The organism is Janthinobacterium woesei (genome assembly GCF_051380875.1).
GTDB lineage: Bacteria > Pseudomonadota > Gammaproteobacteria > Burkholderiales > Burkholderiaceae_D > Janthinobacterium.
Genome location: NZ_JBNYXW010000005.1, coordinates 163,305 through 176,875 on the forward strand (window position 1 = coordinate 163,305; position 13,571 = coordinate 176,875).

The 13,571-nt window shown below is 60.1% G+C and carries 14 protein-coding genes; 8 read left to right on the forward strand and 6 right to left on the reverse strand.

What is annotated here, in order from left to right; all coding sequences use genetic code 11:
* Nucleotides 1–6: 6 nt before the first annotated feature.
* The 6 genes from prmA to ACQ4W6_RS06980 all read right to left on the reverse strand — a co-directional run bounded on the left by prmA (nt 7) and on the right by ACQ4W6_RS06980 (nt 4,739).
* The gene (prmA, locus tag ACQ4W6_RS06955) at nt 7–951 is read right to left on the reverse strand and encodes a 50S ribosomal protein L11 methyltransferase (protein ID WP_436566449.1); all 945 of its coding nucleotides are present in this window, start codon (nt 949–951) and stop codon (nt 7–9) included.
* On the reverse strand, nt 948–2,363 hold the full coding sequence (gene accC, locus ACQ4W6_RS06960; RefSeq protein WP_436566450.1) for an acetyl-CoA carboxylase biotin carboxylase subunit: 1,416 nt from the start codon (nt 2,361–2,363) through the stop codon (nt 948–950). The genes prmA and accC overlap by 4 nt, the downstream gene beginning before the upstream one ends.
* A 100-nt stretch (nt 2,364–2,463) precedes the next feature.
* Entirely contained in the window at nt 2,464–2,925 is a 462-nt protein-coding gene (accB, locus tag ACQ4W6_RS06965) for an acetyl-CoA carboxylase biotin carboxyl carrier protein (RefSeq protein ID WP_436566451.1), read from the reverse strand.
* A gap of 91 nt (nt 2,926–3,016) precedes the next feature.
* A complete protein-coding gene (aroQ, locus tag ACQ4W6_RS06970; RefSeq protein ID WP_436566452.1) occupies nt 3,017–3,454 on the reverse strand; it encodes a type II 3-dehydroquinate dehydratase in 438 nt (145 codons plus the stop codon).
* Between the two features lie 81 nt (nt 3,455–3,535).
* Entirely contained in the window at nt 3,536–4,081 is a 546-nt protein-coding gene (locus tag ACQ4W6_RS06975; RefSeq protein ID WP_436566453.1) for a TlpA family protein disulfide reductase, read from the reverse strand.
* A 13-nt stretch (nt 4,082–4,094) separates the two neighbouring features.
* Complete coding sequence (locus tag ACQ4W6_RS06980) at nt 4,095–4,739, reverse strand: hypothetical protein (protein ID WP_436566454.1); 645 nt, start codon at nt 4,737–4,739, stop codon at nt 4,095–4,097.
* Nucleotides 4,740–4,899: 160 nt separating this feature from the next.
* Here ACQ4W6_RS06980 and mpl point away from each other — a divergent pair, with 160 nt between their 5' ends.
* The 8 genes from mpl (at nt 4,900) to corA (ending at nt 13,282) form a co-directional block, all read left to right on the forward strand.
* The gene (gene mpl, locus ACQ4W6_RS06985) at nt 4,900–6,240 is read left to right on the forward strand and encodes a UDP-N-acetylmuramate:L-alanyl-gamma-D-glutamyl-meso-diaminopimelate ligase (protein WP_436566585.1); all 1,341 of its coding nucleotides are present in this window, start codon (nt 4,900–4,902) and stop codon (nt 6,238–6,240) included.
* Entirely contained in the window at nt 6,237–6,839 is a 603-nt protein-coding gene (locus ACQ4W6_RS06990) for a YqiA/YcfP family alpha/beta fold hydrolase (protein WP_436566455.1), read from the forward strand. Before mpl ends, ACQ4W6_RS06990 begins: the two co-directional genes overlap by 4 nt.
* Nucleotides 6,836–7,450 carry a chorismate--pyruvate lyase family protein gene (locus tag ACQ4W6_RS06995; RefSeq protein ID WP_436566456.1) on the forward strand — a complete coding sequence of 205 codons (615 nt, stop codon included), beginning with the start codon at nt 6,836–6,838 and terminating at the stop codon, nt 7,448–7,450. The genes ACQ4W6_RS06990 and ACQ4W6_RS06995 overlap by 4 nt, the downstream gene beginning before the upstream one ends.
* Before the next feature lie 2 nt (nt 7,451–7,452).
* Nucleotides 7,453–9,540 (forward strand): ribonuclease catalytic domain-containing protein, encoded by a 2,088-nt coding sequence (locus ACQ4W6_RS07000; protein WP_436566457.1) that lies wholly within the window; start codon nt 7,453–7,455, stop codon nt 9,538–9,540.
* Nucleotides 9,541–9,677: 137 nt separating this feature from the next.
* Entirely contained in the window at nt 9,678–10,535 is an 858-nt protein-coding gene (locus tag ACQ4W6_RS07005) for an energy transducer TonB family protein (protein ID WP_436566586.1), read from the forward strand.
* Nucleotides 10,532–11,374, forward strand: coding sequence for a shikimate dehydrogenase (gene aroE, locus ACQ4W6_RS07010; RefSeq protein WP_436566458.1), 843 nt, complete (start codon nt 10,532–10,534; stop codon nt 11,372–11,374). Before ACQ4W6_RS07005 ends, aroE begins: the two co-directional genes overlap by 4 nt.
* Nucleotides 11,371–12,093 (forward strand): monofunctional biosynthetic peptidoglycan transglycosylase, encoded by a 723-nt coding sequence (mtgA, locus tag ACQ4W6_RS07015; protein WP_436566459.1) that lies wholly within the window; start codon nt 11,371–11,373, stop codon nt 12,091–12,093. The genes aroE and mtgA overlap by 4 nt, the downstream gene beginning before the upstream one ends.
* Nucleotides 12,094–12,316: 223 nt before the next feature.
* Nucleotides 12,317–13,282, forward strand: a complete 966-nt coding sequence (gene corA / locus ACQ4W6_RS07020; protein ID WP_034746658.1) for a magnesium/cobalt transporter CorA — start codon at nt 12,317–12,319, stop codon at nt 13,280–13,282.
* The last annotated feature ends 289 nt before the right edge of the window (nt 13,283–13,571 follow it).

Genomic DNA, 13,571 nt, shown 5'->3' on the forward strand with positions numbered 1-13,571 from the left:
CTGTGCTTATGCACCTTCCGCGCGTGGCGCAGGGGCTTGCGTTGCACCCAGGCGGCCATGCAGCGCCACCCAGCCATCTTGCTCGGCCCAGACACCCAGCTCGATGAATGGCGCGTAGGCTGCGGCCACTTCTTCCGCCTGGCGTGCCAGCACGCCGGACAGGATCAGGGCGCCACCGTCAGCGACACGGCCCGAGAGCATCGGCGCCATCAGCTTCAATGGGCTCGACAGGATGTTGGCGACGACGATGTCAAACTTTGCCGTGGCGTATGCCGAGGTGGCAAACGTATCTGGCAGGAAATATTCGATGTCGCACTGGTTGCGTTCGGTATTGTCGCGCGCCGATTCGATCGCCTGCGGGTCGATATCGACGCCGACCACTGTTTGCGCGGCCAGTTTCTTGGCCACCATGGCCAGGATGCCAGAACCGCAACCGTAGTCGAGCACGCTCTTGCCGGGCGCGGGATGCGCTTCCAGCCACTCCATGCACAGGCGCGTGGTCGGGTGGCTGCCCGTGCCGAAGGCCAGACCCGGGTCCAGCTCCAGGATCAGGCCGTCTGGATCCGGTGCCTCGTGCCAGCTGGGCACGACCCAGATGTTCTTGCCGATGTGAATCGGGGCGAACTGCGACTGCGTCAGGCGCACCCAGTCCTGTTCTTCCACGTGACGCATGGTAAAAGCAGGTACCGTTGCCATGCCGACAGCTTGCGCGGCGGCCGCCACGATGGCGGCCTGGTCGGCGTCAACGTCGGTCAGCGCCACCACGCGGCTGCGTTCCCACGCCGCTTCCTTCGGTTCCATGCCGGGTTCGCCAAACAACGGCTGCTCGGCATCCGTGCCTTCATCGGCGTCTTCCACCGACACCGACAGCGCGCCCGCTTCCATCAGCGCGTCGGACATGGTCTCGGCGTTGTCGCGGGCGATTTCGATGACGATTTCGGTCCAGCTCATGCACCCGCCTTGATTTCGGATTTCTTGGCGATGCTGGGGCCGCCGCTATTCAGGTTCTTGCCCAGGTCTGGCATGTCGGCCAGTTTCTGTTCCAGGTAGTGAATATTGGTGCCGCCTTCGATGAAGCGCGCATCGATCATCAGTTCGCGGTGCAGGGCGATATTCGTGCTGATGCCTTCGACCACCATTTCGGACAGGGCGATCTGCATGCGGCGGATGGCTTGCTCGCGCGTGGCGCCGTAAGCGATCACTTTGCCGATCATCGAGTCGTAGTGCGGCGGCACGTAGTAGCCGGCGTAGGCGTGCGAGTCGACGCGGATGCCCGGGCCGCCTGGTGTATGCCAAGTGAGGATCTTGCCTGGCGATGGCGTAAACTTGAACGGATCTTCCGCATTGATGCGGCACTCGATGGCGTGGCCCGACAGCAGGACGTCGCGCTGGCGGAAACGCAGTTTTTCGCCAGCGGCGATGCGGATCTGTTCTTGCACGATGTCAATGCCGGTGATCATCTCGGTGACGGGATGCTCCACTTGCACGCGGGTATTCATTTCAATGAAATAGAACTCGCCGTTTTCGTACAGGAATTCAAACGTGCCGGCGCCGCGGTAGCCGATCTTGCGGCAGGCTTCGGCGCAACGGTCGCCAATTTTCTCGATCAGCTTGCGCGGGATGCCCGGCGCTGGTGCTTCTTCGATCACTTTCTGGTGGCGGCGCTGCATGGAGCAGTCGCGCTCGCCCAGCCAGACGGCGTTCTTGTGTTCGTCGGCGAGGATCTGGATTTCCACGTGGCGCGGATTTTCCAGGTACTTCTCCATATACACTTCGGGGTTGCCGAAAGCCGTACCGGCTTCCGTCTTGGTCATCGCCACGGCGTTGATCAGGGCAGCTTCCGTGTGCACCACGCGCATGCCGCGTCCGCCACCGCCACCGGCGGCCTTGATGATGACCGGGTAGCCGACCTTGCGGGCAATTTGCACGATCTCTTTCGGATCGTCGGGCAAGGCGCCTTCCGAGCCGGGCACGCAGGGTACGCCGGCCTTGATCATGGTTTGCTTGGCCGACACTTTGTCGCCCATCAAACGGATCGATTCGGAGCGCGGGCCGATGAAGACGAAGCCCGATTTTTCGACGCGTTCGGCAAAGTCGGCGTTTTCCGACAGGAAACCGTAGCCTGGATGAATCGCTTGCGCGTCCGTCACTTCAGCGGCGCTGATGATGGCGGGCATGTTCAGGTAGCTCAGGGACGACTGGGCCGGCCCGATACAAACGGATTCATCGGCCAGCTTGACGTATTTTGCGTCTTTGTCGGCTTCGGAGTGGACTACAACCGTTTTAATGCCCATTTCGCGGCAGGCGCGCTGAATACGGAGGGCAATTTCACCACGGTTGGCAATCAGGATTTTTTCAAACATGGTAGGTTCGCGAATGTCTGTGAGAGCCGGCGAGCCGGCGAAACAACAAGTGTGAGGGCTAAAACTGCAAACGGCCGTTGCCGGCCGTGTGGACTGGTTTTTAGCCGATCACAAACAAGGGTTGACCGAATTCGACCGGTTGGCCGTTTTCGACCAGGATCTGGGTCACGACACCGGCTTTATCCGAGTCGATTTCATTCAGAAGCTTCATCGCTTCGATGATGCACAGAGTATCACCTTCCTTGACGACGGAGCCCACATCGACGTACGCGGCGGTGCCGGGTGCGGAGGAGCGGTAGAAGGTGCCGACCATCGGCGACTTGACCACATAGCCGGTTGGCTCGGCGGCAACTTCTGCGACGGCAGGTGCCGGCGCGGCGGCTGGCGCGGCTGGCTGGTATTGTGCCTGCATGCCTTGCGGCTGCATCATGACCATCTGGTTTTGCGGCATGGCCGACGATTTGACGATGCGAACCTTGCTTTCGCCTTCGGTAACTTCCAGCTCTGCGATATCCGATTCGGCGACCAGGTCGATCAAGGTCTTGAGTTTTCGTAGATCCATGTAAAACCCCTAGGAATGTAGTTTGTTTTATGAGTGATGCGGTGATGTCCAAAAACCTATCGCCGCGCTAAATGCGTGCAGATCGCGTAGATTAACGCTTTTTAAGCACAAAGTCGATGGCAAGCCGATATCCTTCGATACCCAGGCCGCAGATCGTCCCCTGCGCGATCGCGCTGAGAAATGAGTGATGTCGAAACGTTTCGCGTTGATAAATATTCGAGATATGGACTTCCACAAACGGGATGGCGACCCCGGCCAGCGCATCGCGCAAGGCGACGCTGGTATGGGTCAGGCCGCCCGGATTGATGACGATGGCATCGATCCCTTCCGCTCGCGCGGCATGGATGCGGTCGATCAGCGCGCCTTCATGGTTGCTTTGAAAGCAGACCAGGCCGGCACCGGCCGCCATGGCTTGCGCCATCGCTGCCTGCTCGATATCGGCCAAGGTGCTGGCGCCGTAGACCTCAGGCTCGCGCGTTCCCAGTAAATTCAGGTTGGGACCGTTGAGCAGAAGGAGGTTTTTTGCCATGTATGGAAGACCGTTTTAGCGAAAGTTCCGCATTTTGCCGCCAAAGATACGCATTGGCAAGAGAAAAAGCACGCTCCGAATTTACAAATTGTCCAGATCGGCGCGCAACTGATCAAATTTCAAGCGTCCCAGATAGGTCTTTTTGACTTCGCCATCGGCACCGATCAGCACCGTAAAGGGCAAACCGCCCGTGGCATTGCCAAAATGGCGCGACAGGTCGGTACCGCTCATGCCGGAAACATAGACGGGATAGGCGATCTTGACCTTGCTGGCGAAAGTGGCAATATTGCTGGCCGAATCGATGCCGATGCCGATGACTTGCAAGTTTTTCGCCGCGTAGTGGCCTTGCACTTCAGATAACTCCGGCATTTCTTCCACGCACGGCGGGCACCAGGGCGCCCAGAAGTTCACCAGCAGGTTCTTGCCTTTCCATTGTGACAAGGCTTGCGTGGCGCCAGCCGCGTCCGGCAGCGACAGCGCATACAGTGCATTGACGGGACCCGTCATGCCAGGCGCGATCGTGGTCGTCAGCGGTGCCGATTTTTCTTTATGCATGCCCACATATGCGCCCATGCCGCCGAACATCAGGGCAACGATGGCGCAGGCGATCCAATTCTTTTTTGTCATATCTTTATCTATATCAGTGGTCAGTGTTGTCCGATAACTTATTGCCCAGGCTGGCGGAGAGCAGGCTGCGCAGTCCCGCGATATCGGTACGCAGCACCTTGCCGTCGGCCTTGGCTTTCAGCGCGCCGCGCATAGCGTCGAGTTCATACATGGCCGCGTGCACGCCTTCGCTTTTCCACAAGAAGCTGGCCGTCTCGACCGCATCATAACGCGCTCCCTTGAAATGTGGGCTTTCCGACATGTCCAGCAGCACATTTTTATTCAGCAGGAAGATGTGGATTTCCTTGGCGCTCTCGGCAAACAGCTGCAAATAGATTTCGTCGTGCGGACCCGCCGTGCCATTTAAGACGGGGCCGCTGAGCAGGGGATGAAATTGTTGCAACGCCTCCATCACCTGCAGCGCAATCGTGCGCAACTGGAACAGGCGTGCTGGCTGGCTATCGGCCAGGAACAGGGCGTTGTATTGCCGTAGCTGTTCTTCGATCATGGCGTTATCGGGCAGCACGTTGGGCCGGCCGGGCGCGTCCCCCAGCACTTGCCGCGCCGCCTTGCGCTTGGCGCTGCCATAGTCGGCGCCGTCCTGCGCCACCAGGCGCGCGGCAGCGGCGGCAATTTCCAGGCGCACCAGTGCGCTATCGTCAAATGCATCAGTCGTCATGACCGAGATGATACTCCGAAGCGGGAAAAGTCATGGCGTCGGGTAAAATCCCACACTTGCTCTTTTTTATCTCACCGTCTTACTTACTTAACCGCGTTCACCGCGCACCTTTCGCACTGATCACATGCATATTCATATCCTCGGCATTTGCGGTACCTTCATGGGTGGCCTGGCCGTCCTGGCCAAGGAAGCCGGCCATAAAGTTACCGGTTGCGATGCCAACGTCTATCCTCCGATGAGCACCCAGCTGGAATCGCAGGGAATCGAACTGATCCAGGGTTTTGACCCGGAACAAACCAGGCTGAACCCGGATTTGTATGTGATTGGCAATGTGGTGTCGCGCGGCAACCCGCTGGTAGAGGAAATTCTCAACCGCAGCCTGCCCTATGTTTCCGGCCCGCAGTGGATCGGCGAACATATATTACGCCACAAGTGGGTACTGGCCGTGGCCGGCACGCATGGCAAGACGACCACCTCGGCCATGCTGGCATGGATACTCGAAGACGCCGGCTACGCGCCCGGCTTCCTGATCGGCGGTGTGCCGATGAACTTTGGTATTTCCGCCCGCCTGAGCGGCAATATCGACGGTAAAAGCGCCGATTCGGACTTCTTCGTCATCGAAGCGGATGAATATGACACGGCTTTCTTCGACAAGCGCAGCAAATTCGTGCATTACCACGCGAAGACCGCCGTCATGAACAACCTGGAATACGATCACGCCGACATCTTCCCCGATCTGCACGCGATCGAGACGCAATTCCACCACCTGGTGCGCACCGTGCCCGGCATCGGCCGCCTGGTGTTCAACGGCGACGAAGCGTCGCTGCAGCGCGTGCTGGCACGCGGTTGCTGGAGCGAAAGGGAAAGCTTTGGCCAGGATGCCAACTGGCAACTGCAAGAGCAGGCCGATGGCAGCTTCGACGTGCATTTCAATGGCCAGCAGGAAGGCCATGTGGCGTGGGCCCTGACGGGCAAGCACAACCGCAGCAATGCGCTGGCGGCCATTGCCGCGGCGCGCCACGTGGGCGTGCCCATTGCCCAGGCGTGTGCCTCGCTGGCCACGTTTGAAAGCGTCAAGCGCCGCATGGAAGTGCGCGGCGTGGTCAACAACATTACCGTGTACGACGATTTCGCCCACCATCCGACGGCCATTGCCACCACCGTGGGCGGCTTGCGCCAGAAACTTGGCAGTAGCGGGCGCATTCTGGCCGTGCTGGAGCCGCGTTCGAACACCATGAAGCTGGGCGCCATGAAAGATGCGCTGCCGGGCAGCCTGAAGGATGCGGACCTGGTCTTCGGTTTCGGCAGCCAGCAAGCGCTGGGCTGGAGCCTGGGCGATGCGCTGGCGCCACTGGGTAATATCGCCAGCGCCTATGAAGAGATCGACGTGCTGGTGGCGGCCGTGGCAGCTGCCGCCCGTCCCGGCGACCAGATCGTGGTCATGAGCAATGGCGGCTTTGGCGGCGTGCACCAGAAATTGCTGGAGGCGCTGGGCCGATGATTCTGTATCTGCATGGATTGCGCTCGTCGCCACTGTCGATGAAGTCGCGCCTGCTGGCCGCGCAGATGCAGGCGCTGGACCGCGAGGCAGAGTGGCTGTGCCCGCAATTGCCCGCTTCGCCGAAGCTGGCCATCGAGCAAGCCTTGTCGCTGGTGAAAAACGTGGCGCCGGCGCAGTTGACCATCATCGGCTCTTCGCTGGGCGGCTATTACGCCACCTGGCTGGCCGAGCAGATCGGTTGCCGCGCCGTGCTGCTGAACCCGGCCATCGTGCCCTTGCTTGATCTGGAGCAACACATTGGCGTGAGCACCGAGTTTCATTCTGACAAGCCATTCGAGTTCAAGCGCGAGTACATCGACGAATTGCGCGCGTTTGCCGTGCCACACATTACTGAGCCGCAACGTTATTTCCTGATCGCCGCCACTGGCGATGAAGTGCTCGACTACCGCGACATGCTGGCGCATTATCAAGGCGCGCGCCAGATTGTTATCGAGGGCAGCGATCACGGCATCAGCGAATTTGCCGACTACGTTGCGCCCGTGCTGGCTTTTGCCGGCATCGATATCAAGCAAGCAACGCTGGAAGGCCCAGCCCGGTGAGGCCGGGTTCGCTGCGGCAGGCGCAGTGGCATGCGCATGTGAATGCCGTCAATGCACCACCCGCCTTGCGCCACTGGCTGACGGGCGGCGGCTCGCTGACGGCCAAGCTGACAGCGCACAGCCAGGCGTTTCGCGTGCAATGTTTGCACCAGGAAACGGTGCGTTGCCTCAGCGATGAAGCGGCCAGCATCGGCTTGCACCGCGCGGGCCGAGTCTGGGAACGCGAAGTGCTGTTGCGGTGTGATAATAGGCCGACCGTGTTTGGCCATACCGTCGTGCCCATGCAGGCGACGGCCACCGACTGGCCTTTGTTTTCCGCGCTGGGCGAGCGCTCGCTGGGCACGACTCTGTTCGGCGACCGCATGGTGCGGCGCGGTGCTCTCGAATTTGCCCGTTTGCGCGCCAGCCATCCGCTGGTGCAGCGGGCGCAAGCGGCGCTGGCCCTGGAAGGGGCGCGCTTTGATGCCAAGTCGCTGTTTTTTGCCCGGCGCTGCCTGTATCAGCGTCACCATGGATTGCTGCTGGTAACAGAAGTATTCTTGCCGGCGGTGTTTGAGCTTAGTGTCATACCTCGCACCGTTGCAACCGACACATTAATAAATAAAGCATAACAATGAATCTATTTTTTGAAGAATCCGGCGATTTCAAGGTCGGCACGGTCCTGTCGCAAGCGGGTGAAGCGTACCAGGTCGAAATGGCCAGCGGCAAGCGTACCAAGGTCAAGACCAAGGATGTGCTGTTGCAGTATGAAAAACCGGCCCCGGCCGAGCTGCTGGAGCAAGCCAAGGCTATTGCCGCCGGGATCGACCTCGATTTCCTGTGGGAAGTGGCCGGCGAAGACGAATTCGGCTTTGCCGAACTGGGCACCGAATATTTCGGCCATGCACCATTGCCAGCGGAAGCTGCCGGCCTGATCCTGGCCCTGCATTCGGCGCCCGTGTATTTCTACAAGAAGGGCCGTGGCCGCTACAAGGCCGCGCCAGAAGTATCCTTGAAGGCGGCCTTGGCCGGCATCGAAAAGAAAAAGCAGCAGGCGCTGGTACAAGCGGCGTATGTGGAAGAGCTGAAACAGAACCGCTTGCCCGCCTCGATGCAGGCGATGGTGCTGCAACTGCTGTTCAAGCCGGACAAGAACACGATTGAATACAAGGCGCTGGAAGCGGCGTGCTCGGAATTGCACACGACACCGGCGCGGCTGATGCTGGCCGCCGGCGGTATTGCTTCGCCGAAAGACTTGCACCTGTCGAAATTCCTCTTCGAAAATTTCCCCAAAGGCGCCGGTTTCCCGGCCGTGCCCGTGCCAGCGGTGACGGCCAAGCTGCCGCTGGCCGACGTGGCCGCCTTTTCCATCGACGACGTAACCACCACCGAGATCGACGATGCCTTCTCCGTGCAGCCGCTGCCCGATGGCACGGTCAAAGTGGGTATCCACATCGCCGCGCCGGGCCTGGGCATCCGCCCGGAAGACGTGATCGACAAGATGGCGCGCCAGCGCATGTCCACCGTCTACATGCCGGGCGACAAAATTACCATGCTGCCCGATGAAGTCGTGCATGCTTTCACTCTCGCCGAAGGCACGACCTGCCCGGCCCTGTCGCTGTACGCCACGCTGGACCCGAAAGCGGACTGGGCAGTGGTCAGCACGCAGACGCGCGCCGAGCTGGTGCCGATCGCCAGCAACTTGCGGCATAACCAGTTGGATGACCTGGTCAACGAGGAAACCCTGGCCAGCGGCGAGGGAGAGTATCCGCACAAGGCCGATTTCGCCATCCTGTGGCAATGGGCGCAGCAGCTGGAACAGGGCCGCATGAAGAAGCGCGAAGCGTTTGGCCTGAAGCCGGAACAGAACAACCGCGTCGATTTCAACTTCTATGTGGAAAACGACATCGTCACCGTGGCGCGCCGCAAGCGTGGCGCGCCGCTGGACAAGATCGTCGCCGAACTGATGATTTTTGCCAATAGTACCTGGGGCAAGATGCTGCACGACCATGGCGTGCCGGGCATCTACCGCAGCCAGGGCGGCGGCAGTGGCAATAGCTGGGCGGCAAAGATGCAAGTGCGCATGGTCACCCATGCTGCGCCACACCAGGGCCTGGGCGTGGATCAATACGCCTGGAGCACTTCGCCCTTGCGCCGCTACACGGACCTGGTAAATCAATGGCAAATCATCGCCTGCGCCGAACATGGCGTGACGGCGCCCCTGGTGGCCCCGTTCAAGCCGCGCGACGCCAATTTGTTCGCCATCGTCTCCGCATTTGATGCGGCCTATGCCGCGTATGGCGATTTCCAGTCGAACATGGAACGCTACTGGTGCTTGCGCTGGCTGGGCCAGGAAAACGCGCGCCAGGTCGACGCCGTCGTCCTGAAAGACGAAATCTTGCGCCTGGTCGACATTCCGCTGGTCATCAAGCTGCCAGGCATGCCAGCCGTGGCGCGTGGCGCCCAGGTAAAACTGGACTTGCTGCGCTGGGATGAAGTCGACCTGAGCATCGAAGCGCGCCTGCTGGAAATTGCCGCCGTGCCGGAGGTGGCGGCCGATGCCGAACTCGACTACGAAGAAGCCGTTGACGACGAAGCCGCTGACGACGGCGGCGTGGCGGCCGAGCCATCGCTCGATGCGGCCAACCAAGTCAGCGACGCCGACGCGGAAGTGGCTGAACTGGCCAGCGAAGATGTGGTCAGCGAGCCAGAGGTCAAGTAAAGACTCAAGTAGGCCGTGGGGCGGTGCTGAAAATGCGTTCCGGCGCCGCCCTTTGACGTAAAATTGAGCAGTCTTGTATCTTGTGCTTGTTGCGAACTGGGTTGCGCGTGAAGTCTTTCCAAGAGTATCGTTTCCTGATGATAGCCGTGGCAGTATCGCTGCTGGCGCACGGCGCCTTGCTGGCGATGCATTTTGTCGCTCCTGCACCGCAGCGTGCCGTCGCCACCGATCCCGGCCTGGAAGTGATACTCGTCAATGCCAAGCATGCGAACAAGCCACTGAAGGCCGATGCGCTGGCGCAAGCCAACCTCGATGGCGGTGGCCAGGCCGACAAGGGCCGTGCCAAGTCGCCTTTGCCGGACATGCGCAAGGTGGAAGAGGGCGACAGCGTCAAGGCGAGCGCCCGCCGCATCGCCGAACTGGAGCAGAAGCAGCAGGAGCTGCTGACGCAGGCGGCCAAGACTACACCCTACCGCGCCGCGCCCATCACCGAAAAAGACAAGCCCAATCCCCTGGCCACCGGTTCGGACTTGATGGAAAGCAGCAAGGCCATCGCCCGCATGGCGGCCGAGATCAGCCAGACCGTGGAAGACCAGAACAAGCGTCCGCGCAAGACCTTCATTACGCCCAGTACGCAAGAGGTTGGCTATGCCATGTATTACAAGACCTTGCAAAAACGCATCGAGGAAATCGGCACCTTGAATTTCCCGCAAAAAAATGGCCGCAAGATGTATGGCGAGCTGGTCGTGTACATTCCGATCTTCCAGGATGGCACGATTTACCAGAAAGAAGGCGGCGCCCGTGTCGAGCGCAGCTCAGGCAATCCCGCACTGGATGCGGCCGCCCTGGCCATCGTGCGCCGCGCCGCACCGTTTGGTCGTTTCCCGCCGAATATGTTGTCGAGCGACAAGGATGACCTGTGGGTGGTGATTACCCGATTCAAATTTACCCGCGAAGAAAAAATGGAAGCTAACCTGACTGGCGGCAGCAATTGAACACACACACGATAAATCCTGATCAATATTGCGTCTTCGGCAATCCGATCGCCCACAGCAAGTCGCCGCTGATTCACGCCGCCTTTGCCTTGCAGACGGGCGAGGCTATCGTCTACGAGCGCCGGCTGGCACCGCTGGACGGTTTTGCGCTGGCGGCGCGCACCTTTGCCGCCGAGGGTGGCAAGGGCGCGAATGTGACGGTGCCCTTTAAACTGGACGCGTGCGCGCTGGCCACCGAACTGACGCCGCGCGCGCAGGCGGCGGGCGCCGTCAATACCCTGCGTTTCGATGGTGAAACCATTCTTGGCGACAATACCGATGGCGCCGGCCTGGTGGCCGATATTGTGCGCAACGCCGGCATGGCCATAGCCGGCAAGCGCATCTTGCTGCTGGGCGCGGGTGGTGCCGCGCGCGGCGTGGTGCTGCCCTTGCTGGAACAGGCGCCACAGGAAATATTCATTGCCAATCGCACCGTGGCCACGGCCGAGGCGCTGGTGACGCAATTTGCCGAGTCGCTCAGCCACCCCGGGCAGTTGCGTGCCGGTGCTTTCGCACAGCCCGAGGGCCAGTTCGATATTGTCATCAATGCCACTTCGGCCAGTCTGGCGGGCGACTTGCCGCCCGTGCCCGTCAGTGTCTTCGGCAGCCAGACCCTGGCGCTGGACATGATGTATGGCGCGCAAGCCACCGTCTTCATGGATTTTGCCGCCCAGCATGGCGCGCAGGTGCGCGATGGCCTGGGCATGCTGGTCGAGCAGGCGGCCGAAGCGTTTTATGTGTGGCGCGGCGTGCGGCCGCAGACGCAGGACTTGCTGGCGCAGCTGCGCAGTGCCCTGTGAGCGGCGGCAAGAAGGGTATCCGCAGCGCCAGTCGCTACGGCTGGATCAAGTGGCTGTTCATCGTGCCCGTGCTGGCCTTTATCGTCGTGCAACTGTATTTCTTCCTGCAAATCTGCTGGTGGGTCGAGCATAATCCCGGCAGTACGGCTTTCATGCGCGAGCAATTATCTGCTTTGCAAGAGAAGAACCCGAATGCGACGATCAAGCAGACCTGGGTGCCGTACAACCGCATCTCGAACAATTTGAAGCGCGCCATCATCGCCTCGGAAGATGCGAATTTTTCCGAACATGAAGGCGTCGACTGGGATGCCTTGCAAAAGGCCTATGAAAAAAACACTAAAAAGCAAAAGGTCGTGGCGGGTGGCTCCACCATCACGCAGCAACTGGCGAAGAATCTGTTCCTGTCCGGATCGCGCAGCTATGTGCGCAAGGGCCAGGAGCTGATCATCACGTATATGCTGGAAAGCCTGATGGACAAGCAGCGCATTTTTGAAATCTACCTCAATGTGGTGGAGTTTGGCACGGGTATCTTCGGTGCCGAGGCGGCGGCGCGCCATTATTACCACGTCAGCGCGGCCAGCCTGAGCGCGGCGCAAGCGGCGAAACTGGCGGTGATGCTACCCAACCCCCGCTTCTATGACCGCCACCGCGATACGGGCTACCTGAACCGGCGCACCGGCGTGATCCTGCGCCGCATGGGAGCGGCTGCATTGCCCTGACGGCAGCCAAGGTTGCTTTGCATAAAATCAAAGCTGCATCATTGCCACTATTGCGGCGCAGCATCTTAATCCACCCATTTGGTGCAGCGCCGCGCATTTTCCATGAAAAAGGGCAGTGCAGGGGTGGTCGTGAAAAGGCCTTTGCGGGTACACTTGCGCTGTTTTCATTTTTGGCGCCAGCGCCAGCACATCACGATAACCTAACCTCCGGCTGAGAGCGCGCATGATCAATGTCTTTGTATTACAGAATGGCCGGCTCAACCAGGTGCCGATCGACAGCCGCGCAGACCTGGAAAACGCTGAACCGGTGTGGGTCGACCTGACCGATCCCACCGATGACGAACGGGCCTGGGTCAAGGCCATCTACAACGTCACCCTGCCGGGCGAAGACGAAGTCAAGGATATTGAAGCGTCGGCCCGCTATTACGAAGCGGAAAACGGCGACCTGCATCTGCGCACGGACTTTTTGCGCGAAGAAGACGATGGCCCGTCGCGTGTCATCACCGTGGCGTTCATTCTTGCCCGCAAGATTTTATTTTCCATGCATACGGACGACTTGCCCGTGTTCCGCCTGGTGCGCATGCGCGCCCGTTCGCGGCCCGGTTCCATCGCCGACTACATGGATGTGCTGCTCGATCTGTACGCTACCGATGCCGAATATTCGGCGGACGTGCTCGAAGGCATCTACCAGAACCTGGAAGAAGTCAGCACGCGCGTGCTGCAAAAGGAATTTACCGATGCGCATGCGGCCGAAGCGCTGAATGCTATTGCTCACGAGGAAGATTTGAATGGGCGTATCCGCCGCAACATGATGGATACGCGCCGCGCCGTGAGCTTCCTGATGCGCGGCCGACTATTGAATTCCGAGCAGTTCGAGGAAGCGCGGCAGATTTTGCGCGATATCGAATCGCTCGATGGCCACACGTCTTTCCTGTTCGACAAGATCAACTTCCTGATGGATGCCACCGTCGGCTTCATCAACATTAACCAGAACAAGATCATCAAGATCTTCTCCGTGGCCAGCGTCGCCTTTTTGCCGCCCACCCTGATTGCCAGCGTGTACGGCATGAACTTCAAGCTGATGCCCGAGCTGGAATGGTCGTTCGGCTACCCGTGGGCCTGGGGTTTGATGATCACCAGCGCCATCGCGCCATTCCTGTACTTCCGCCACCGCGGCTGGCTGAAATAAATCAGCAGCGCCGGGACGCTCCACAGCGTCCCGGCGGCGGCATTGGTCCACTGCCGATTTCAAGGCAAACGCAGAAAATTCAAAAATCAGCGATAATCAGTGGGTTTACGTGGTATTGAATTGGTATTTTTCGCTGCTGTCACTAATCTTGCCCCGCTTGCGCTCTTCCTGAAAAAAAGTATCACTATCTGTCCGCTTTTGGCGTGGCAGCGCCCGCCTGTTCCACCCATGATCGTTGCGACGCCAGCCTAGCCGGCTCGCCGCTGCATTCCCGTCACCGTTGTTCTTC